The organism is Micromonospora craniellae, assembly GCF_014764405.1.
In the GTDB taxonomy this organism is placed as follows: Bacteria; Actinomycetota; Actinomycetes; order Mycobacteriales; family Micromonosporaceae; genus Micromonospora; species Micromonospora craniellae.
In genome coordinates this window covers 3422377-3444644 of sequence record NZ_CP061725.1, presented here as the reverse complement: position 1 = coordinate 3444644, position 22268 = coordinate 3422377, and the positions used below count along the sequence as shown (strand labels likewise).

The following is a 22268-nucleotide window of genomic DNA, read 5'->3' as shown; positions in this document are numbered from 1 at the left end:
TGGCGACCTTTTGGGCTGCGATGACGTGACGAATCCCTGCGTGTCTCAGCCGGCCGGTCCCACCATGACTGGCGCGTGCGAGGTCGAGGTCAAGTACCGGGTCGGTGACCTTGCGAGGCTGGAGGCGGCTCTGGCCGCGCGGGGGATCGTCCTGTCGGCGCCTGTCGTTCAGGATGACCAGGCGTATGCGCGGGTCGGCTGGAAGTACGGCCAGTCCAAGCTCGGCGTGCCGTTCGTTCGTCTGCGCACCGAGCGGGGACGGTGTCTGCTGACGGTCAAGACACCGGTGGCCAATGAGCAGTCGTGCGTCGAGCATGAGACTGAGGTGGCCGACAGGGATCAGATGCATGCGGTGGTCCAGCAGATGGGCTTCTACCCGACGGTGCGGATCCGAAAGACGCGCCGGACTGCTGTCGTCGGCCCGATGTCGCTGTGCCTCGACGAGGTGGACGGCCTCGGCCCGTTCCTGGAGATCGAGCGCATCATCGAGTCCGGTGAAGCCGGCGAGCAGGTCCAGGCGGAACTCCACCGATTCGCTTGCACGCTGATGGTGCCACTGGTGCGCACCGGGGGCACTTACGATTCGTTGATCCAGGCGGCGACATCGGCCGAGGTCTAGAACAGCGTCTGCGGCGCGGCTACGGGCGGCACTGCGAACACGTCGTGCATGTCGACGGTCAGATCGAGGTCGACGGTGACCGCCGCATGGTCGGTGAGACGTTGCTCGCGGGGTTCGTGCAGGTAGCCGCCGCCTCGGATGCGGTCGCGCAGCTCTCTGCCGACGTGTAGGTAGTCGAAGCGGTAGCCGTTGCCGTTGCGCCCGTACCAGCTGTGCGCCTGATTGCCTGGGGCGAGGCGGGCGTGCGTGTCGGTGAGGTTGGCGGCGGCGAGTGCGTCGAACAGGTCGTACTCGAAGGGTCGCCACACCCCGGGGTAGGGCGGTTGATGGTCGCGAGGGATGACGTTGTAGTCCCCTCCGAGCACCAGGTGTGCCTTCTCGTGGTCGGGCATGCGGTCGAGGGTGTCGACGAGTGAGGCGAGGAAGGTGCGCTTGCGGGCGACTTTGGCGGGGGCACGGTCGCTGGACGGGACGTAGACGCCGAGGACTGTGACGGGCGGATCGGTGTGAGTGGTGGCGGCGACTGCCCGACCGGGGATACTCAGCTGCGCGGTGATGTCGAGGCGGTCCGTGACCGCAATGCGGCTGATCATCGCCGCACCGCGGTCGCCGTTCAAGTGGCGGTGTTGCACCTGGCAACCGGCGCGGCGGAAGTGGTCAAGCAGGTAGGTGCTGCCCTCGCCGCCGCTGGTCTCAGTCAGTAGCAGGATCTGTTCGGGGCGGTCTGCGAGCCACCGCAGCAGCGGTTCTGCCCGCCGTCGCGACGTGGCTTGCACATTCATGGTCAGGATGGACAGCACGGGGGCGAGCCTGTCAGGCCGCTGAGCGGCGGGCGAGCAGCGGGTCCAGTGTGTCGAGGATGACGGACACGACCTGGTCTGGATTCCGGCCTCGGCAGTCGATCTTCACTTGATGCCACGAGTGGCGGTCGAGGAACTCGATTGCCTGACCGTAGAGCTGCAACTCACGCTCAGGTGTTCCTGTTGCCTCCAGTCGTGTGAGGCTCGGGCGGGCCGCGAGGCGGGCTCCGATCACGTGTGGGTCGTCGGTCAGGTAGAGGGAGACGGCGGGTTGTAGTACATACCGGTTGTAGATCCAGATCTCGCGCAGGTCGACGGCGTCGACTCGTTGTAGGACCAGGGAGGACTGCACGTAGCGGTCGCTGATCACGATGTTGCCGGCGTCGAGTGCGGGAATGATCTCGTCTTCGACGTGCATGGTGCGGTCCGCGGCGATCGCCAGGGCGAGGGCCCTTCCGTGGATGACGGCCTCGGCCTCGCGCAGCAACTTCCCTAGGCGGGTCCGGGTCGGCTCGGTCGTCAGGTGCACGGGGCGGCCGGCGCGGTGACGCAGCCGTGTGGCCAGTAGCCCTGCCACGGTGGTCTTCCCGACGCCGTTGGGTCCCTCGATCACGATGAACATGGCAGATCAGGACCTCGCGGCTCGGGTCGGCTTCAGCGGGAGTCGAATGGCTTCCGGTGGGCACAGGTCGGTGTCAGGTGCGCCGATGCGCTGCCCGGCGGCGACGATCGCTGCCGGACAGCCCTTGCCGCAGGTGCCGCTCAACGCGCATGTGGCGCAGGTCGTGTTGGCGCCGACTTGGTAGCGGTCGTGGAAGCGATACTGGTCGAGGGCGGTGGCGATCTCGCCGTCGAGGATGTTGGCGACGAGGAACTCGCGGTCGGTGTGCCGGGATTGCGGTGTGCGGGAAGCGAAGACCAGGTAGGGGCAGACAGCGGTGTCGCCGTTGGCGAACACGTAGATCAGGGTGCCGGCGTCGCAGCCGGACAACGGCCGATCGTCGTTGGGGAACCTGATGGGGACGAGCTCGATCCGCTCGGCCAGGGGCGCGGTGGCGGTGGTGATCGCCCGCATTGTCTGCTCCGTCGCGGCGAGTCGTCCGTGGGACTTCACGCCGCGCCCGAAGCTCGACAGAGGGTTCATCAACACGTACGAGGCGCCGAGGTCTGCGGCGAAGGCGCACAGGTCGGCGAACTCCTGCGGCCGGGTGAGGATGTTGGGCGTCGAGAGGATCCCGTGTAACAGCCCAGCGTCGGCGAACTTGCGGGTGGTCTCCCGGGTGACGGCGAAGGAGTCACGGTCGCCCCGGAAACGGCCGTGTGAGGCGGGGCGAAAGCCGTCGAAGCTCACGTTGACCCGTACTGTGCCCAGCTCGGCCAGCGCGGCGATGTGAGCGTCGTTGGTCTGAGTGGCGTTCGTGCAGATCTTGACAGGCAGATCCATTCGCGCTGCTGCCGTGCAGATCTCCAGCAGGTCCGGATGCACGAACGGCTCTCCACCGGTCAGCGTCAGCCGGGTCACCCGGGCCTGCCGCAGGCGCGGCAGGACCAGCTCGACCATCTTCTCCAACGGAATGTCCAGCCCAGCACGGGTCGACGAGACGAAACAGTGGGCACAGTGCAGGTTGCACCGCTCGGTGATCTGCACCAGTGCCTTCCGCGCGCCGTCGCCGACGGAAGTGCGGAAATAGCAGGAGCTGGCGTGGGTATCAACGATCAAACGTTTGCTCATGGCCCCTCCAGGCGCCCGCCCCGCATACCCCGGAGGCGTCAGGTCGCCTGGTCCACTTCGGCGGGACTTCTCGCTCAGGAAACGGCTGCCGGTGCGTGTCGAACAGCCTCGACACCGAAATTCGACACGGTGCACGTCCCGGTAGCACCGACGTCACGGGTGGATAGCTCCTGTTCAAAGAGGGGTAGACGGGGCGCGACCTGCCGCATCAACACCGATCGAGACCAGAACGCAGTCGTGTGACGAGCGTGACGACCGTCGAAGAGCGGGTGGCGTGTCGGTTCTTCGTGTCGAGGGTGTTCGACAGTCCCGGTCCCCGTCATAACTGATCCGACGACATCGACTGCTGCGGCGTGGACGACCCGGTGACGACAGGTGACCCGACATCTGTGGAGTCGGCCCGGCCGCAGCCCGGTGACGCGATTGCTCGTTCGCGTCACCTGCTCACAGGGGAGGCGGGATGCGAATCCGCACAGCCGTGGGCCGGACGGCACCGGCCCAGGCCGTGTTGCCTCCGGCGGACGCGACGCGGGTTCGGATCACCGCCCGGCCCGCCCCGGGGCTCGCAGCACGGCGGTGATCATCCGCTGGAGTGCGAGCCCTGGGGCGATGCCGGACCGCCTGTCACACCCTCTCGACGACGAAGGAGTACCCGCCGTGCAGCCCGTCCGTACACGCCATCGCCCCCTGCTCATGTTTCTCAGACCGAATGCCGGACCGGGGTTGTCGGAGCGGCAGCTCGTGGCCCGCACCCCGACGGACGGAGGAACGGGGTCGAGTGAGGAGGTGTGGGGGTGGGCGGTGCGTCGGGAGTGGCGCGATGGTCGCCACGACGTGTTCGGGTTCACCGCCGACCGGCGCACGGCCGACCGTGCCGTGGCCCGTGACCGCGGCTTGTGGCGTGTCGGGCCGGTGCGGCCCGCAGCGGTGTACGTGGTGCCGACCAACGCGTCCGCAGTGCACGAGCATCCGGTGTCCGGCTGCCGCAACTCATCGTGCCCCGATTCGCCGCAGCGGGGTGAGGTGCGATGACGCAGGTCGCGTTGGCACGTCGAACGGTGACGCCGTTCGGGTTGTGGGTGTTCGGGGCACAGGCGTCCGCACCCTTGGTTGTTCTGGTCGGTGGTATCCCCGCGATCTACGCGACCACAGGCATCACCGCGCTGCCGCTGACGTATGTCCTGGTCGCGGGGGTGGTGGCGGTGCTGGCGGTGGGTTACACGGCGATGGCGCGTCAGGTCGGGCACCCGGCGGCCTACTACGGGATCCTCGCCCGTGGGTTAGGTCGTGGTTGGGGTGTGGCCGGCGGCATGGTCGCCCTGGTGGCCTACAACGCGATCCAGATCAGCCTGTACGGGCTGCTCGGCGCCACCCTCGCGGCTCAGATCGGCGGGGCGTGGTGGGTGTGGGCGGGCATCGCCCTCGTCACGGTCGCGGCGTTCGGCCGCGCGCCGATCGTCCGCTCGACATGGCTGCTATCGGTCGTGCTGGTGGTGTCGCTGCTACTCGTCGCGATATTCGTGCTGGCCGGGGTGATGGGTCAGGCATCGACCGGTGACGTGTCGTGGGCGGGCTTCGAGGTCTCCGGGTTGATGGTCGGAGGGATCGGCGGGGCGGCGGCGTTCTGCGTGGCCTCGCTGATGGGCGTCGACGCGCCGGGGTCGCTCGTGGAGGAGGCCATCGACAAGCGGTCGGTCAATCGAGCCAGCGTCGTCGGCGCGCTCGCCCTCGGTGGGGTCTATGCGGTGGCGGCGTGGGCGATGGGCGTGGCCGTCGGCCCCACCGTCGTCGGCGAGATGGCTGCGGCGGACGCCGATCTACCGCTCACGATCTTGTCCCGGGGCGGTAGCTGGTTGGTTGCCGTGGCGGGAGTGATGCTGTTCCTGGCGATCCTCACCGCGAAGCTCAGCTTTCACAACGTGATCGCGCGGTACGTGTTCGCGATGGCGCGGGAGGGCGTGCTGCCGGCCCGGCTCGCGGGGGCCGAGGGCGGCACGCGGGTCAGCGCGCCGCGTGGCGGCTCGCTGACGCAGACGGTCACCGCCGCTCTCGTGGTGACCGGGTTCGCCGCTGCGGGCGCCGATCCGCTCGCACAGATGTTCACTTGGCTGTCGACGTTGGGTGCGCTGGGTCTGCTGAGCCTGCTGCTGGCCGCGTCCCTGGCCGCGCTGCTCGCCCCACCCGAGGTGAAGGGTGAGCGGGCCGGCGTGTGGGAGTGGCGGATCGCTCCGGTGCTGGGCCTGATCGCGGGACTTCTGGTGCTCGCCGCGATGGTCTTCAACGTCGGGAGTCTGTTGGGGGCTGCACCCGGATCCCCGTTTCCGTTGCTGTTGCCCACGATCATCATCGCCGCCGCGGTCACGGGTGCGATGTGGGCCCAGCACCTGCGGCAGTCCCGGCCGGAGGTCTACGCCGGGATCGGTGACGGCACTCCGCAGCCGAACGCGGTGCCCGATGCCCTGAACATCTCGATCTGACGGGCCGACGATGATGACTCACCCGCGACGACCCGGCCCCCAGGGCCGCCCGGTCGACCCCCTGCATCCCGGCTGGAGCCCTGAACACCGCCAGGTGCCCCCGCCCGCCGCGCACCGGCCGCCCGCCGGCCACGGACCCCGGCCCGACTACCGGCCACCACCCGAATCCGGATACGGACCGCCACCTGGGCCTGGGCACGGGCCCCCGCCCACACCCGGGTACGGGCCGCCGTCGGTCGCCTATGAGCGTCTGCCTGAGCCTCCGCCGGAACCGTCTGAGCCTGTGAGGCCGATGTCGGCTGAGGCGGTGGATGACCCGCAGGGTGAGTCGGACGCCGAGAGTCGGTGGTGGGTCGAGCTGCGTCACCAGGTGGCGTTCCGGTGCAAGGGTTTCAACTCAGGTCATATACACGCCGCCGACGAGCGATACGGGACGAGGGAGGCCCTCGGCCCGCACGCGGTAGCGCTGTTCTTCGCCGCGCCGTCGTCGACGGAGCCTCCTGGGTTCCGGCTACACACCGCCTACCGGCTGTTCCTGGCGGCTCCCGAGTCGGAACACCTGGTAGCGCTGCTGGCGGACCTGACGGCCATCGCCGCGGACAACATCGCTCACGCCAGGTCCCTGGGACGCTCATGGCATCCGCTGGGTCCGGAGCGGTCGATGGTCAACGGCGGTGACATGACCCTGCCCACCGATGCGGTCTACGTCGGTGCCGGGGTGAGCACCCTCGACTCGGCCGACGGGTCGTGGCGGCAGATCGCTAGCACGCTGCGCAGCCCGTCCGGGACCGGCTCGGTCAGGTCGGCGTTCGACCTGAAGGGCCAGTGCTTCGCGCTGCTGGTCGACGGCACGGCCATCAAGGTCGACCGTGACCCGCACGCCCGCCTCGGCAGCTCCGGCGTGCGCAGCAGCAAACCGTTGGAAGTGCGTTGGAATCCGCTGTGGCACAACCCGCACCACGACCTCACCAGCCAGGGCGATGCCGACACCCGGCAGGTGTGGCACCACCTCGGTGCCCTGCACGAGCTTTTGAAGGCCCACCTGCCGCGGAGGTGGCAAGGGTGACGTCCACCTCGATCGCCGATCTGGCGGTGGCCGCGGATCTGAGCCGCGATGACATCGACGTCACCGCGGTCCTCGACCACCTCGTCGCCGACGCCGCAGCCACGGCACCGACCGCCATCGGGTACCCGGGCGCGGTCGACCTCGACCACAGCGCGGTCATCGCCCGCCTCGGGCACCGGCTGTGGAACAACATCGGCGACCCCGCCGACACCGGCGGGGTCGCGCACACCCGGGTGCTGGAACAGGCGGTGGTCGCCTGGATGGCGGACCTGTTCGGGATACCGGCCGGTGACCGGTGGGGCTACGTCACCACCGGCGGCACCGAAGGCAACCTGTCCGCCCTGGCCGCCGCCTACCGACGCTGGCCGACCGCTCGGATCTACTACTCCACCGCCGCCCACTACTCCATCCCGAAGATCGTCGACCTGCTCGGCGCCTACAAGACGGTGGTGCGGGCGCATCCGGACGGGGAGATGGACTACGACCACCTCGCCGCGCAACTGCGCAAGCGACGGCGGTGGCCGGCGATCGTGGTCGCCACGGCGGGCACCACGATGACCGAGGCCGTGGACGACGTCACCCGGATCCGCGCCATCCTCACCCACTACGCCATGGTCGGGCACCTGCACGTCGACGCGGCCCTGTCCGGAATTCCGCTCGCCCTCGACGGCAAGCTGCGCTGCGACGACGTCGGCATCGACTCGATCGCCGTGTCCGGCCACAAGTTCCTCGGCGTGCCCACACCGTGCGGGGTGGTGCTGATCCGCGACCACGTCCGCAACCCGGCCCGACAGCCGATCGCCTACACCGCCGCCGCCGACACCACCGTCACCGGATCCCGCTGCGGCCTGGCCGCCGCCCTGCTCTGGCACGCCATCGCCGTCCACGGCCGCGAAGGGCATCGGTGGCGGGCCGCCGAAGCCCGCACCGTCGCCGCGTACGCCGTCGACCGGATCCGCGCCACCGGCTGGCAGGCATGGCGGTACCCCCACGCCTTCACGGTCGTCCTGCCCACCCCACCCGAGACCGTCCGGGTCAAGTGGCTGCTGGCCACCGACGGACCCGCCAGCCACCTCATCTGCATGCCCGGCATCACCACCGCGCAGATCGACGCACTCACCGCCGACCTCACCGCCGCCATCAGGACACCGATCCCGCATCCCCGCACACCGCACACACCCGAGGCCGACGGGTGACGGGTGAAAACCTGGCCAGCCGCCGAACCTGGCCCGAGCAGCAGGCGACGGCTGGTCTCCCGGCCGGCGGCAGCGGACCGCCCCCGTTGCGCTGCCGCCGGCCACCCACACCAGCAAGCACACCGACCCCGTCTCGCGGCGGGCCGACACAGCGAAGGAGGACGAGGTGACGTACCGGATCCGGACCGCCAGATGGACGGACAGGGGCGATGCCGCCGAAGTGCTCGCCGAAGCGCTGCACCCCAGCCGGCTTGCCGAGTGGCTGGTGCCCGACGACGCGCAACGGGCCCGCGTCCTGGCCGCCGTCGCCGCGATATGGGTAGAGCACGCCATGTTCTACGGCGAGGTCCACCTCGTCGACGACCTGAGCGCCGCCAGCGTCTGTTTCCGCCGGTACGGGCCACTGCCACCTCCGGGCGACTACGCCGCGCGTCTCGCCGAGGCCGCAGGCCCGCACGTCCACCGCTTCGCGGCGGTGCATGACCTGCTCGCTGCCGCTCAGCCCGACGAGGCCCACCACCACCTCGCCTACCTCGCCGTCCACCCGCAATGTCAAGGCACCGGGCGGGGCCAGGCACTGATGGCGGAGCTGCACAGCCGCATCGATCACCTCACCATGCCCTGCTGGACCGTCACGCTCGCGGCCGGGCAGCGCCTGCTCGCCCACAACGGTTACGAGCCCGGAAACGCGATCACGGTCGCCGACGGACTCACCCTGCACCCGATGCGCCGCCCCGCGCACCGTGACACCACGACGTCCGGCGCCTGGCCGGTCCGGGCTCCTACGGCAGACCGTCAGCCAGGCCGTGCCGTGGAGAGGCCCTGAGATGACGGGCATGCGGTTGGTCGCGCGGCGGCCGAGACGTCGAAATCTTCAGCGGCTGTGTCCGGCGGGGCTGGTGGTGGCGTGCCCGTCGTTGCCCCTGCTGGCACAGGCCCCTGCCGGTGTGGCGACTCAGATACTCGCGGTGTGCGGCGATGGCACCGTCCTGCCGCCTGACGACGCGGACGTGACGCCCTCCACCCAAGAGGCGGTGTAGATGCTGCACGTGCGTGACCTGACGGTCGCCTACCCGAGTAGCGGGCCCGTGCTGCACGCGGTGACCCTGACGCTGCCCGGCCCCGAGGTCCACGCGATCATCGGTCCCAACAGCGCCGGCAAATCGACTCTGCTGCACACCATCGCCGGGCACCTGACACCCACCACCGGCTCACTGCACCTCGACGGAGACGACGTCACCGGCTGGCGGCCGGAAACCGCCGTGCGGGCCGGGATCGCGCTCACCCCCCAGGGCCGCCGGCTGTCGCCGACGCTGACCGTGGCCGAACACTTCGCCGCGCCCCGGCCGGGCGGCGGCCGTCCCGACCAGTGGCCCGTCGACGACCTCCTGGACATGTTCCCCGGCCTGGCGGCGCGGTGGGGACACCGCGCTCACCAACTCTGCGGCGGTGAGCAGCAGATGCTCACCATCGCCTGCGCGCTGCGTACCGCACCGCGTCTGCTGCTGGTCGACGAACCCACCAAAGGCCTCGCCCCCGTCGTCGCAGACCAAATCACCACCGTGCTGCGAAAGCTGCCTGCCAGAGGCGTGAGCGTCCTCGTCGCGCTGCCACACGCCACCGTCGCGGCGACGGTCGCCGACACCATGCACGTCCTCGCCGCCGGACAGCTCCTCGGCTCCGCGCCCACCGGCGTCGCTGCCAGCATCGCGCTGCGCGGTCAAAAGGCCACGGCCACTCGGGCATCGCAATACAGACAACGCAGCCGATGACGCACCGCCGAGCACACGCCAAGCGGCGCAGGCACCGCCCTGAACAGGCACCCCTCGGCAAGCAGGGCGCTCCTGTCCTGCTGGCATGCCAGCAGGACAGTCGCCGCACCCCAGACAACCCGGCACAACACCGTGCCGGGCAAGCACCAATCAACGAAAGGCATCGATGAAACTCCGGCTCCTGAGGTCGACCCTCGTGGTGGTCGCGCTGACCGGCGTCCTCGCCGGCACCGCCAGTCCCGCCGCCGCGATAGTCGGCGGACGCACCGCCACGCCGCACCACGGCGTGGTCTCCGTCCAGATCCTGCACCCCGGCCTGGGTACCGCACTGTGTGGCGGTGAGCTGGTCCACCGCCGGTGGGTCCGTACCGCGGCGCACTGCGTCAGCGTCCAGGACGTCGCGCCCACCCCGGTCGCGGTGCCCGGCGGCAACGTCACCGTGCGCGTCGGCAGCCTCGACCGCACCACCGGCGGGAAGGTCGTCACCGGCAAGCGGGTCTTCCTGCACCCCCAGTGGCGGTGGGGTGTCAACTACCCCGCCGAGCCGGTCTCCGACTACGCCCTGATCGAGCTGGCCCGTCCGGTCCGGGCGGACCTGCTGCCGACCGCCCTGCGCCAGGCACCCGTCGGCGGCGGAGTCCGCGCGGTCGGGTGGGGTCTCACCGAGTTCCCGCCCGGACCGGGCGTCACCCCGCCCGCACGGCTGCACCAGCGCGACATCACCCGTCTACCCGACGCCGCCTGCGACGGCGGCTTCATCGGGCGCGGCGAGATCTGCGTCAGCACCGGCCCCTGTTTCGGTGACTCCGGCAGCCCGCTCCTGCGGAAGGCCCCCGGACACAGGGTCGGGGCAGGTCCGGCGTGGGTATCAGTCGGTACGGCCAGCCGGGAGACCAGTGCGGACGACCCGTGCGGCAAGCCCACGGTCTACACCGACGCCAGCTACCCCCGGCACCGCGTGTGGACCTTCGACACGATCCGCACCGTGAAGGTGCAGCCGCCCGTCCGGGTACCGAGGACGCTCACGGCCACGACCGCCGAGCTGACGGACCGCCTCAAGATCGACTTCACTCAGTAACGGCCTTACGCGGGAAGCCGGTCCGGTCACCCGTGCCAATGGCGCGCCGCCCACACTCGCCGGGCCGGCTTCCCACCCACCACGCTTACGTTTTGGAGAAAGCTCATGCCGACCACCTCGCTGCCGCCGGAGGTCGCCGGGCCTGGTAGACCCCCGGCGAGCGGAAGCCGTGCTCGGTGGGCAGTCACTGGCCGAGCCAGCGGGCTGTCGAGCACGGTCACTGTCGCGCATCATGTCGCGGACACCTTGTTGGGCAGGGTGATGCCCTGGGCGCGTTGTGTGGTGCGCTCCCGCGACTTGGCGTCGTCGACATCCTTCGGGTGCCGCTGACTGGCGCCGCGCCTGTTCCCCGGCCGACCGGGCCGGACCTCCTCTTTGTCGCACCTTGTTGGAGATTGCGTTCCCATGTCGTCGTCTGTGTCGCTGGCCGGTGTCCCCTCTCACCGGCTCACGCACCATCTGTCCCGCCATCGGGTACTCCTGACGCTCGTCACCGTGCGGACCGGCACTCTCCTCGCTCCGCCTCCTGTCGTGTCCCATGACGGTGAGCGGTGATCGGGCCTATGCCGGATCTTCGATCGCCCGGCCGGTCGCCGCACCCAGACGGCAGGGCATCGACCGGGTCGCGCCGGAGGAGGGCGGTGAGGTGAGCACCTCATGGTCGGTCGAGAGGCTGCCGACGCTTCGTGACTATCAGCGGGAGGCCGTGGAGGCGATCGTGCGGGGGCAGGCCGCCGGCGGTCGCGGCCAGTTCCGAGCCGCCTGCGGTAGCGGTAAGTCGCTGGTCGCGGTGCACGCCGCTGCGCGGCTGTGCCCGGCCGGGCTGGTGGTCGTGGCGTGCCCGTCGCTGCCGTTGCTGGCACAGACTCTGGCGGTGTGGGCCGCCGCCGGTATGGGGGCGCAGGTCCTCGCGGTGTGCAGCGATGACACCGTCGCCGACGTGGCGGTGCGGGTGGCGGACCTTCAGTGTCCGGTCACCACACGGCAGGACGAGGTCGCGGACTGGGTACGACGCACTCCGGGAAGCCGTATGCGGCTGATCCTGGTCACTCATCTCTCGGTCGCGGTGGTGGGCAAAGGACTGCACGAAGCCGACATGGTCGCCGATCTATTGGTCATTGATGAGGCGCACCACACTGCCGGATGGTCGGGCAAACATGTCGCGTTGGTGCACCGGGACGAGCACCTGCCGGCTACACGGCGGCTGTATATGACCGCGACGCCCCGGGTCCTCGGTACCCGTCGTCCCCTCCCTGTCACGCTGATGTGAGACAGCCCGTCTACCAGGGGATACTCTTCCTGGACGGCCCTGAGGAGAGCACATCAGCATGACGTCGAGGCCCCATGAGAGTCTGGATCCGGACGCCCGGCCCCAGCGGCGGACATTCACCGCGGAGTTCAAGGCGAGGATTCTGGACGAGTACGAGTCGGCGCCGGATGCGGCGGCTCGCGGGGCGATTCTGCGCCGGGAACGGCTGTACGGTTCACACCTTCTCGACTGGCGCAAGGCGCGGGATGCCGGAGCCGCGGCCGGCCTGACGGACCGGCGGCAATCGGCTGCGCGGGCGGCGAAGAAGGCCGAGAACGCTGAACTTTCCCGTCTTCAGCGGGAGAACGCCCGCCTGCAGGCCGAGTTGAACAAGACCCAGACCGCGTTGTCGATCATGGGAAAAGCTCACGCGCTCTTGGAACTGCTCTCCGAGAGCGCGGATGCCGTGGCGATGCCGAACTCGTCCTCGCCGAGGCGCAGGCGGCGCTGACGCCGTTGTGGGGCATCGCGCCCGCGTGCCGGCTGACCGGCCTGTCGAGGGCGACGCTGTATCGCCGTAGTGCCCCGCCGCTGGTCTCCCGGCCACGGGCGCCGCGTAAGCCGCCGCCGTCCGCGCTGACCGAGCCTGAACGCCGGCAGGTCCTGGACCTGCTCAACAGCCCGCCATACGTGGATCTGGCCCCGGCGCAGGTGTGGGCCCGCGAACTCGACGAGGGCCGCTGGTGGTGCTCGGAGTCCACGATGTACCGGATCCTGCGGGCCGCCGGGCAGACCGGCGAACGCCGCAGCCAGGCCACCCATCCGGCCCGGACCAAACCCGAACTGGTCGCCGACGCCGCGAATCAGGTGTGGTCGTGGGACATCACGAAGCTGCGCGGCCCGGTCAAGGGCGTCTGGTTCCACCTTTACACGGTGATCGACATCTGGTCCCGCTACGTCGTCGGGCACATGGTCGCCGCCCACGAGGACGGCCAACTCGCCGAAGCGCTGATCGCCGACGCCGCCGCCCGCGAACGCGTGAACCCCGATCAGCTGACCGTGCACGCCGACCGCGGCGCCGCGATGACCAGCAAGACCGTCACCCAGCTGCTGACCGATCTCAAAATCGGCCGCAGCCACAGCCGGCCCAAGACCTCCAACGACAACCCGTACATCGAGGCCAGCTTCAAGACACTCAAGTACGACCCCACGTTCCCAGAGCGGTTCGGATCGATCCAGCACGCCCGACAGCACTGCGAAGCGTTCTACAGCTACTACAACCACGAACACCGGCACTCCGGGATCGGCCTGCACACCCCGGCATCGGTCCACCACGGCACCGCCGGACAGATCCGTGAACAGCGGCAACGCACCCTCGACGCCGCCTGGGCCGCACATCCCGAACGGTTCGGACGCCGCCGTCCCCAACCACCCCGGCTACCGGACCGGGCATGGATCAACAAACCCGACAACAGCCACCCGGAACAGGCCGTGACCTCGGCCGGAGCCCCTCTTCCACCAGCACAAAGCTAAACAAAATCAAGAAATTGTCTCAGTTGACTTGACAGGTTCCGGTCGCGTGGGCGGCGGCGGTGAGGACGTCCTGTCGATGGACGACGCGAAGGTGTTCGGGCCGGTCCACTACAGCTACCCGTTCGCGAACGCGATCGCTGACGGCTGGCTCGACGACTACCGCATCGTCGTGGTGGGTATCGCCTCTGCAGAGGCGCTGGAGACCCTGCGGCGGCTCGATCCCCGGGCGGTCGTGCGTGCTGGCGCGGCGCCGCTGCGCACTGCTGTGGTGCAGACCGCTCTTGTCCGCGCCGCCGCCGAGTTCGGCCTTCGTCGGGTGTTGGTGTTCACCCAACGGGTGGCGCAGTCCAAAGAGTTCTCTCGTACTCTGCCGGCTGCGGTGGCCTCCCTGCCGGAACAGGATCGTCCCAAGGGCCGCCTGACGGTCGGGCATGTGGATGGCACCCAGACGCTGGCCCAGCGGGAGCTGCATCTGGCTAGCCTCGCGGACCCGCCCGAGGACGGCTGGACGGTGATCTCCAACGCCCGGTGCCTTGGGGAGGGCGTCGACGTGCCCGCCGTTGACGCCGTGGTCTTCACCGCCCCGAAGGAGTCCGAGCCCGACGTCATTCAAACCGTGGGCCGGGCATTGCGCCGTAACCGGGCCGGATCCGGTATCGCCACCGTCCTCCTGCCGGTCCTGCTGCCGGACGACCCGGACGAAGCCGCCCGCGATCTCGCCGCAGACCTGACCGGATGGACCACCCTCCTTCAGGTCCTGCGCGCCCTACGCGCACACGACAACGGGCTGGCCACCGACCTCGACACTCAACGGACCAAGATGTCGAGCGGTGTCGCCGCGGAGCTACCGCCGCGTCTGCTCGTCCGCCTGCCCGACGGCTATGCCTCCGACGACCTGCTGCGGACACTCACCGTGCGAGTTTTGGAGGAGACCACCTCGCAGTGGCTCGTCGGCTACGCCGCGCTGACGGCGTTCCACGCTGACCACGGACACATGAGGGTTCCCACCGGACACGTACGCCACGGCATACGACTGGACCGCTGGGTCGCGTGGCAGCGTGTCGAGTACCAGGCAAGCCGGCTTCCACAAGACCGGGTCCAGTACCTCAACGAGATCGGCTTCGACTTCACACCGGCCAGGCGCGCCTGGGAAAGGGGCATCGCCGCCGCCACCGCGTTCCACGCCGAACACGGCCACCTGGACGTACCCACCGGATACGTGGTCGACGGACTCGACCTCGCCCTATGGCTACGACAACAACGCGGCTACCACCGCAAGAACACCCTCGCTCCCGACCGGGTCACCGCCCTCACCGACCTCGGAATCAACTGGACCACCAACCGCCGAACCCCTCAAGAGTGCTTCGCCGCCCTCCAACAATTCCACGCCGCCCACGGCCATATCCAGGTGCCGTACGGCTTGATCGTCAACGGCGTCAACCTCTACGCCTGGCTCGGCAGTCGCCGCACCGACCACCGACTCGGGCGCCTCGACGCCGACACCATCCGCAGCCTGGAAGCACTCGGCATGCAATGGTCAATCCTCGACGCCACCTGGGACCGCACCCTGTCCACCGCCGAAGCCTTCTACGAGCGCGAAGGACACCTCCACCCACGCCGAGGCCACCGCGAAGGCGGCGTCGATCTATCGAGATGGATCAACCATCAGCGTCTGGCACGACGCGACGGCAAACTCCCGCAGGACAGGATCGCCGCCCTCGACGCACTCGGCATGCAATGGGAAGTCGCCAGCGGCTGGACCGGCGTACACCAGGTCACCGCGAGCCGAAACGGTCGAACACACGGCGACAGCGACACGGCCCACCACAGCGACCCCGCCGAACCTCACCCCGCACCGCCCCCACGAAGACAGCCGGCCCCCTCACTAGGGCCGCCCGCCGTATGAGAACGCCCCTCTCGACCGGCCACGCACCACCTCACCGCACCGACTTGCGTCATCGGAGTAGCCATGACCCGCGTGGAGATCGCTCTGTTGAACTTCGAGGCCGGCGGCCTACGCCGACAAGGTCAGGGACGAGATCTGCGACTGCTCGTCGACGCGTTCCACACCGTCGAACACGCCCCCGCGCTGCTGCTGCTCAATGAGGCGAAGTACTGGAGGGAAAACGGGAGCCGACCCCTGCACCAGGCGGCCGAGCTACTCGCCGACCGGTTCCACACCCGCTACGTCGGACTGCTCGGACACGACCCCGACAGCCCCATGCCGTCGGCGATCATCTACGACCCCACCGTCCTGACCCTCCGCAGCTGGCCCGACGTCGGCGACCCGCACCTGTTCCCCGACAAACGCAACATCGCGGTCTTCGCCGTCACCGACACCGCCGACGTCGACACCGACCGCATCGAGTTCGCCGCGGCCGTCACCCACTGGACACCCCACTGCGGCATCCGCCGCCGCCACCAAGCCGCACTCCTCGACCGCTACGGCACCACCCGCCGACCCGTCATCATCGGCGGGGACCTCAACTCCACCGCCAGCGGCGACCACCTCCCCCAACGAGACTGGACCGCCGCCGACTACCGCACCCGCGCCCAGAAAGGCCGACGCCTACCCGACGGCACCTGGACCGCCGACACCGACGCCGTCGACCACCTCATCGGCCGCTGGAACCCCCACACCCGACAACGCGACGACGGATGCGGCTTCCACGCCCTCGCCGACCTCGCCTGGCAAACCAACCCGCACACCAAGCTGCTGCCCACCGTCAACGACAAAGACCACGTCGGCGGCGGCCTGCTCATCGACTGGCTCCTCGCCAACACCGCCATGCTCCCGCACGTCATCCCCGACAGCTACCACGTCCACCTACCCCACACCCACCCACACCCGTCCGACCACCGCCTCATCACCGCCACCCTGACATTCCCGACAACATCGTCCGGCCAGGGCAGTTAACGATGACGGGGATATCGGAACCAGCGGAATCGGAAGCAGCGACTGTCCGGGTGATCCGTGTAGCGCATCTGATTGCGGGTCGTGTTCGTCCACACGCCGATCTCGCTGATCGCGGCTGCCTCACCTACTTGGCTAGTGCAGCACACTCAGCAGATCAACTCCGGCAGTTGTCTAATGCCGCATGACATGGCCACATTCCGGAAAGGACGAATCGGGCGGATGGCACAGCACATCGATCCCACGATCCAGCGCCGACGACTCCGGGTGCGGCTACGGCAGCTGCGGGACAGAAAAGGGATGACCCAGAAAGATACTGGCCAGGCACTCGAATGGGGAACAGCGAAGATCATTCGGATCGAAGCCGGCCAGGTAGGCATTTCGGACACCGACCTCCGGGCACTGCTTGAGCTATACGGGGTCCTGGAGGCCGACCAGGTCGCCGGCTACGTCGAGATGGCCAGGCGAAGCAGGAAACAGCACTGGCACATCTACCGGGATGTAATGAACCAGGATTTCCTCATCTACCTAGGATTCGAGAGCTCGGCGTCCGCGCTGCGGCAATCCGCGTCGCTCATTCTGCCCGGCCTGCTACAGACCGAGGAGTACGCCCGGGCAGTCATCCACGCATTCAGCCCGCCGGACGCCGCCCCGCATCACATCGACCGGAAACTCGAGATCCGCACACAGCGACAGGAGATTCTCGACCGCGCGACCCCACCCAGCCTGTCCATCCTCCTCGATGAGGCAGTCATCCGACGCGCGGTAGGGACCGGCGACGACAGCACCAAAATCATGAAACGCCAACTCGCACACCTCAACGACATCGGCGGTCGACCCAACGTCCACCTCCGCGTAATCAGATTCTCCCAGGGTGCCCACATGGGCCTCATGAAGCCATTCACCATCTTGACGTTCCCTGACGAGGACGACGACGACCTACTGTTCCTTCAAAACGGCCCCAACAGCCTGTCCACGCGCGACGATGTGAACACAATAGCTCTCTACGCCAGACAGTTCCTCGACCTGGAAAAAATTGCATTGAGCGAGCCAGCAACGGCGCGCCTCATCGACGAGGTACGCGTGCAGATGCAGGACGGACCCAGGCCCCGGCAAAGTCGAACGGTGTCTGAATTGTGAGGCTTGGAGCACAAGCGCCGTTGGCGGCGGCAACCGCCGTCCCGCGCAGCGTGTACCGGGTACGGAACATCCGAGCGATCAGGTCCGACACCCGGGCCAGGGTCCACCGCTGATCGGCACCGAACCCGTGCGCCGCCGGCCCCTCCTCCAGGGCATCGGCCAGCCGCCGCAACCGACCCTCATCCAGACGGCACCGAGACCCACCAGGCCCTCTCGATGCCAGAGCCTGCTCACCACCAGCCCGCCACCGCTTGCGCCAGCCGTACACCGCGGTCTGCGACACCCGCAGCCGACGCGCGATCTCCGGCACCGACACATCCTCGGCGAACCACCCGGCCGCCTGCCGTCGTACCGCCTCACGCTTCGCCCGCCCCCGCGCGGACAACCCACCTCCATCGGGATACCTCATCCCACGGATCTACCCCAGCCCCAAGCCGTCACACAGACCACATCGGACGAACCTGACCATTCAAGATCTGTAAGCACACACACGCCGGGTTCCGAGCCGGCAGACCAGCTCTTGACTGCCCGCCACTTTGTGCCCAGCCGGTCGTCACGGCACTCGATCTGAAGCTTTTACAGGCCGAAGGGAAGGCGGGGATTTTTCGGTCCCGACCCCTCCGCCGCAGATACGCCGGCGAGGAGGAACCAACCCGCGTCCCAGGCCACGCCGCACAGGTTAAAGATCAAGCTTAAGGACGCGCCGCCAACGTCGAGGCGCCCTCCGGACTCGGCCCGGCTCGAACGGGCTGCAACCCTCTCCAGACGGATCGCGGGCACGGTCATCCGGAGCCACCGCACCTTGGGCGAGGCCGGGAAGAGTCTAGACGAGTTGTTCCGAATTCCGGTCAGTGGTCGTAGGCGATCAGTGACCGGGTGACGGGCGCGCCGGTCTTGTTGTTGTGCCAGATCGCGGCTGCCATGGCCAGGAGACGCTGGGCCACTCGTACGGCGACCCCGGTGAAGGTTCGTCCGCCGTGTTGTTCCAGGTCGAGTTGGCCTTTGAGGGTGTCATTGACCGACTCGATCAACTGTCGGACCTTCTTCAACATGGGCTCGCCGTAGCGGGCCTTCTCCCGCTTGCGTGACGGACGCAGCAGTTCGATGCCCTGCACGGCCAGGTCCCTCTCGAACGTCTTGGACGCGAAGCCCTTGTCCGAGATCAGCAGGATGCCCTGGTGTTCGGCGACCACACCGGCCTCGACCTCCAGCATCGCGGCCAGGACTTCCCGCTCGCCGATCTTCGGGTTGGCCAGGGCCCACAGGATCGGCATCCCGGTCGGGGTACACACCAGGTACAGCCGTAGCCCCCAGAAGAACCGGGAGTGCGAGGCGCAGTAGCCGTACCCGGCCCAACCGGCCAGGTCCGAGCGTTGCACCGTCGGGCGGGACATGCCGCACGGGATCGGGGTGGAGTCGACGATCCAGTGGTTGTCGAACCAGAAGTCACTGTCGCGGGCCAGGTCCCGGATCACCTTCTTGACCAGCGGCAGGGCGGCGCGGAGCCGCTTGTTGTAGCCCGGCCGCTGGGGCAGGTACGGGAACATGCCGGCCAGGTGGATGCGGGCGTAGCGAATCCAGTGCGCCTCCGAGCGGGCGCCGAGCAGTACCTGCGCCACGGCCAGGCAGACCAGCTCGGAGTCGGTCAGCAGCGGTGGCCTGCCACGCCACCGGGGCGTCCGGATACTGTCGTCGATCTTCACGTACAGTGCGGTCAAGAGGGTGTCCAAGTCTTGCGTCACAACACGATCTTGGATGCCCTCTCTTCATGCCCAGACATCGACCCCTGACATCGGAACTACTCGTCTAGGGGCGGCGACAACGCACGGACATGGCCGCGACCAGCGTGCCGAGTGGTGGTGTACCGCTCACCGGCTATTGGCGTTTGGCTCCATCGATTCGGTTGCGCCTGCTGCGGTCAGCCGCCCGGCGAGTCACGGCTGCCCTGTGGTGGGCGACGACGGCCAGGCCAGGTACAGCAGAGCGGTGTCGTCGCTATGGCGGCCGTCGTCGCTGCGCTGAATGTCGGCAAGCAGGGCGGTGAGGTAGTCGGCCGGGTCGGTGATGGTGCTCAGCTTGGCGGCGAGTTCGACGAAGCGTTCTTCGCCGAGGCGGGTGCCGTCGTCGCTAAAGCCTTCGTACACGCCGTCGGTGTACAGCAGCAGCCCCGCGCCCGCTGGCAGCGTGACGACCGATTCCTGCCAGCGGCCCCGGCCTGGAAACATACCCAGTCCCAGATCATGGCGGATTGCTGCGGCCTGGACGCCGCCGGGAGTGATCACCAGTGGCGGAGGGTGGCCGGCACTGACGATCACCGCCGTGGACCGGTCCGGGGAGACACGGACCGTGCAGGCGGTGGCGAACATCGCCTCGTGTGGCCGTTCAGCGACCAGCACCTGTTCGAGCAGCCGCATCCGGGACGTCTTGTCCAGGCCGGCCAGCGTCAGGGTGCGCCATCCGACGCGCAGGCCGACCCCGATCGCGGCCTCGTCCGGGCCGTTACCGCAGACATCACCGATCACGGCGTGGATCGTGCCGTCCTCGTCCTGCACGACGTCGAAGAAGTCACCACCGAGCAGCGACCGCCCCCGCCCGGGCACGTACCTGCTGGCCACCCTCAACGCGAGGTCGGTGATCAGCGGGGTAGGCAGAAGCCCGCGTTGCAAGCGGACGTTCTCGCGCGCCTGCATCCGGCTTTCCCGTAGCTGCCGCTCGGCAACCAGGGCGCGTTGACGCTGGATCGCGTACTGCACCGTGCGTCCGAGCAGAACTGCGTCGATGCGGCCCTTGACGAGGTAATCCTGCGCACCGGCGGCGACAGCCGCTGCCCCGACAGCAGCGTCATCCAAACCTGTCAGCACCACTACGGCCGTGTCCGGCCACCGGTCCAGCACCCGACGTAGCGCCTGCAACCCACGACCGTCGGGTAGATGCAGGTCGAGCAGGACACAATCAGGCGTCGTCGGCAAGGCCAACGCTTCAGTCAGGCTACCGACCTGCTCGAACCGGCTGCAGATACCGCTCTCCGCCAGAAGCTCCTGCGTGAGCACGACGTCGCCGGGATCGTCCTCGATTAGCAGAACCCCTAGATCCGCGCGCATCGAGGCCGTCACGGGCCTCGGCAGCGCCGGCGGCACCATGGACGACGGCACCGTCCGCAGATCGCCATCACCGAGCACAGCCGTTCCCTCCTCCGGCCACCGCCACGACAAGGAGGCCGACCTCACCACGATGCATGATCCGCCCGTCTCCTCGACCCTGTCGATTATCACCTGCCCCACGACGCAGGCAGACGTGGCGGCTGCGACGACTTTCCTGCGGCGTCACGATCCGGGCAACAGTCCACCCGTCGGCAAGCCCTCATCCTTACCTTCACGGCGAGGTCACCGGCACGGCGAGCATCCCGACCCTGCGCCACCTGCCGGCACGATGCCAGGACCGCGGCGCCCTCAGAGAGCGTTTGGGATGTGTGTTGGTCGGGTGTGTCGGACAGTGGGTGCGATCGATGGGCCGGGTTCGGTCGGTAGACGGGTATGGATCGAGAGCGGCGGTACCCGTCTGACCTGACCGATGCCGAGTGGGCGTTCGTCGAGCCGATGCTGCCGTCGCCGCAGTGGATGGGTAGACCGGAGAAGCATCCTCGTCGGGCGATCGTCGACGGCATCCTGTACGTGGTGCGGACCGGGTGCGCGTGGCGGTATCTGCCGATCGACTTTCCGCCCTGGCAGACGGTGTACTCCCACTTCCAGCGGTGGAACCGGCGGGGTGTGACCGATCGGATCCTTACCGAGTTGCGGGAGCAGGTGCGCCTGGCCCACGACCGGCAGCCGCAGCCCACCGCCGGGATCATCGACTCCCAGTCGGTGAGGGCCGCGGACACCGTGCACTCCGACACCCGCGGCTTCGACAGTGGGAATAAGGTCAACGGTCGTAAAAGGTTCATCGTGACCGACACCCTCGGCCTGCTCGTCACCGTGTGGGTCCTGGCCGCGTCGTGGCAGGACCGCGACGGCGCGAAGGGCGCCGCCGATCCGGCACGTGTTCGCCGACTCCGGGTTCGCCGGCCGTCTGGTCGACTGGGCCCGCGACATCCTGCGCACCACCCTGGAGATCGTCCGGAAACCCGCCGACCAGCAAGGATTCATCGTGCACCGCCGCCGCTGGGTCGTGGAACGCGTGCGCCGTGAGGCGCTGATTGATCGAGTGGAGGTGAGAGACCTTCGCCGCCGTCCTGTCGCAGCAGGGTGGTGAAGCTGGGGGCAGCCTGATCCGGGAGGTGCCGGGGAGGGTGGCAAGCGGCCCCGACAACGCCGGGACGTAACCAGTACTGCCAGATGGCGCGGGTCCGGCAAGCGAGACGGAGAGGTATACGCGAGGAACCGGTGTCTGAAGCCTCCTAACGATCCCTACCAGCTCGAACCTGGCGGATGTGGGCTGGGTGCGGTGCGTCCTGGTCCTCTTCTCTCGGGACGGGGAACTCCTGCGGCTGCTGACGTTCGGCGGTCCGGGAGGCCACGGTGAAGTGCTGCGGGGTAGCCGTGGCGATGCCGCGGGGGTATAGCCGGGTGCCTCCTTCGTCGAGCGATCAGTCAGTGAACACGGGAACTTTCCCGGCTTTGCCCGGGGCCGTCTCAGCCAGAGACGACGCCTCGGGTTGGGTTCACCGTCGGCCGATCGGGTCGGGAGAGGGCG

19 protein-coding genes and 1 pseudogene are annotated in these 22268 nt (G+C 68.7%); 14 read left to right on the top strand and 6 right to left on the bottom strand.

The window, feature by feature from the left end:
- The first annotated feature begins 64 nt into the window (after window positions 1-64).
- Window positions 65-619, top strand: a complete 555-nt coding sequence (gene cyaB / locus ID554_RS33105; protein ID WP_396888549.1) for a class IV adenylate cyclase — start codon at window positions 65-67, stop codon at window positions 617-619.
- On the opposite strand, the gene ID554_RS15305 is transcribed toward cyaB, so the two are convergent.
- Genes ID554_RS15305 through ID554_RS15295 form a run of 3 tightly spaced genes read right to left on the bottom strand, consistent with a single transcriptional unit; the run spans window position 616 to window position 3151 of the window.
- Window positions 616-1419, bottom strand: a complete 804-nt coding sequence (locus ID554_RS15305; protein WP_117230755.1) for an endonuclease/exonuclease/phosphatase family protein — start codon at window positions 1417-1419, stop codon at window positions 616-618. The genes cyaB and ID554_RS15305 overlap by 4 nt on opposite strands.
- A 13-nt stretch (window positions 1420-1432) precedes the next feature.
- Window positions 1433-2032, bottom strand: a complete 600-nt coding sequence (tmk, locus tag ID554_RS15300; protein WP_158573843.1) for a dTMP kinase — start codon at window positions 2030-2032, stop codon at window positions 1433-1435.
- A 15-nt stretch (window positions 2033-2047) separates the two neighbouring features.
- Window positions 2048-3151, bottom strand: coding sequence for a radical SAM protein (locus ID554_RS15295; protein WP_117230753.1), 1104 nt, complete (start codon window positions 3149-3151; stop codon window positions 2048-2050).
- A gap of 1028 nt (window positions 3152-4179) precedes the next feature.
- Between ID554_RS15295 and ID554_RS15290 the strand changes: the two genes are divergently transcribed.
- The 12 genes from ID554_RS15290 to ID554_RS15235 all read left to right on the top strand — a co-directional run bounded on the left by ID554_RS15290 (window position 4180) and on the right by ID554_RS15235 (window position 17576).
- On the top strand, window positions 4180-5628 hold the full coding sequence (locus ID554_RS15290; RefSeq protein WP_117230751.1) for an APC family permease: 1449 nt from the start codon (window positions 4180-4182) through the stop codon (window positions 5626-5628).
- Between the two features lie 307 nt (window positions 5629-5935).
- On the top strand, window positions 5936-6694 hold the full coding sequence (locus ID554_RS15285) for a hypothetical protein (protein WP_223884086.1): 759 nt from the start codon (window positions 5936-5938) through the stop codon (window positions 6692-6694).
- On the top strand, window positions 6691-7890 hold the full coding sequence (locus tag ID554_RS15280) for a histidine decarboxylase (protein ID WP_223884085.1): 1200 nt from the start codon (window positions 6691-6693) through the stop codon (window positions 7888-7890). Before ID554_RS15285 ends, ID554_RS15280 begins: the two co-directional genes overlap by 4 nt.
- Before the next feature lie 166 nt (window positions 7891-8056).
- Complete coding sequence (locus ID554_RS15275) at window positions 8057-8716, top strand: GNAT family N-acetyltransferase (protein ID WP_223884084.1); 660 nt, start codon at window positions 8057-8059, stop codon at window positions 8714-8716.
- Window positions 8717-8930: 214 nt separating this feature from the next.
- Window positions 8931-9662 (top strand): ABC transporter ATP-binding protein, encoded by a 732-nt coding sequence (locus tag ID554_RS15270; RefSeq protein WP_117230750.1) that lies wholly within the window; start codon window positions 8931-8933, stop codon window positions 9660-9662.
- A gap of 166 nt (window positions 9663-9828) precedes the next feature.
- Window positions 9829-10740: a S1 family peptidase gene (locus ID554_RS15265; RefSeq protein ID WP_158573842.1), complete on the top strand. Its 912-nt coding sequence runs from the start codon at window positions 9829-9831 to the stop codon at window positions 10738-10740.
- 646 nt (window positions 10741-11386) lie between these two features.
- Window positions 11387-12010, top strand: a complete 624-nt coding sequence (locus tag ID554_RS15260) for a DEAD/DEAH box helicase family protein (RefSeq protein WP_191088554.1) — start codon at window positions 11387-11389, stop codon at window positions 12008-12010.
- A 58-nt stretch (window positions 12011-12068) separates the two neighbouring features.
- Window positions 12069-12500: a transposase gene (locus tag ID554_RS15255; RefSeq protein ID WP_113974894.1), complete on the top strand. Its 432-nt coding sequence runs from the start codon at window positions 12069-12071 to the stop codon at window positions 12498-12500.
- Between the two features lie 5 nt (window positions 12501-12505).
- Entirely contained in the window at window positions 12506-13522 is a 1017-nt protein-coding gene (locus ID554_RS15250; RefSeq protein ID WP_113974893.1) for an IS3 family transposase, read from the top strand.
- Between the two features lie 76 nt (window positions 13523-13598).
- Complete coding sequence (locus ID554_RS15245; protein ID WP_147333644.1) at window positions 13599-15428, top strand: helicase associated domain-containing protein; 1830 nt, start codon at window positions 13599-13601, stop codon at window positions 15426-15428.
- Window positions 15429-15491: 63 nt separating this feature from the next.
- A complete protein-coding gene (locus ID554_RS15240; protein WP_117231318.1) occupies window positions 15492-16439 on the top strand; it encodes an endonuclease/exonuclease/phosphatase family protein in 948 nt (315 codons plus the stop codon).
- 219 nt (window positions 16440-16658) lie between these two features.
- Entirely contained in the window at window positions 16659-17576 is a 918-nt protein-coding gene (locus ID554_RS15235) for a helix-turn-helix domain-containing protein (RefSeq protein WP_158573885.1), read from the top strand.
- Here the strand turns inward: ID554_RS15235 and ID554_RS15230 are convergent.
- The 3 genes from ID554_RS15230 to ID554_RS15220 form a co-directional block, all read right to left on the bottom strand.
- On the bottom strand, window positions 17503-17985 hold the full coding sequence (locus ID554_RS15230; RefSeq protein WP_191088553.1) for a helix-turn-helix domain-containing protein: 483 nt from the start codon (window positions 17983-17985) through the stop codon (window positions 17503-17505). The two genes, ID554_RS15235 and ID554_RS15230, sit on opposite strands and share 74 nt — an antisense overlap.
- Window positions 17986-18424: 439 nt before the next feature.
- The gene (locus tag ID554_RS15225; protein ID WP_191088552.1) at window positions 18425-19318 is read right to left on the bottom strand and encodes an IS982 family transposase; all 894 of its coding nucleotides are present in this window, start codon (window positions 19316-19318) and stop codon (window positions 18425-18427) included.
- 192 nt (window positions 19319-19510) lie between these two features.
- Complete coding sequence (locus tag ID554_RS15220) at window positions 19511-20755, bottom strand: PP2C family protein-serine/threonine phosphatase (protein ID WP_117231386.1); 1245 nt, start codon at window positions 20753-20755, stop codon at window positions 19511-19513.
- A gap of 354 nt (window positions 20756-21109) precedes the next feature.
- Here ID554_RS15220 and ID554_RS15215 point away from each other — a divergent pair.
- Window positions 21110-21827: pseudogene (locus tag ID554_RS15215) on the top strand (IS5 family transposase).
- Window positions 21828-22268 lie beyond the last annotated feature (441 nt).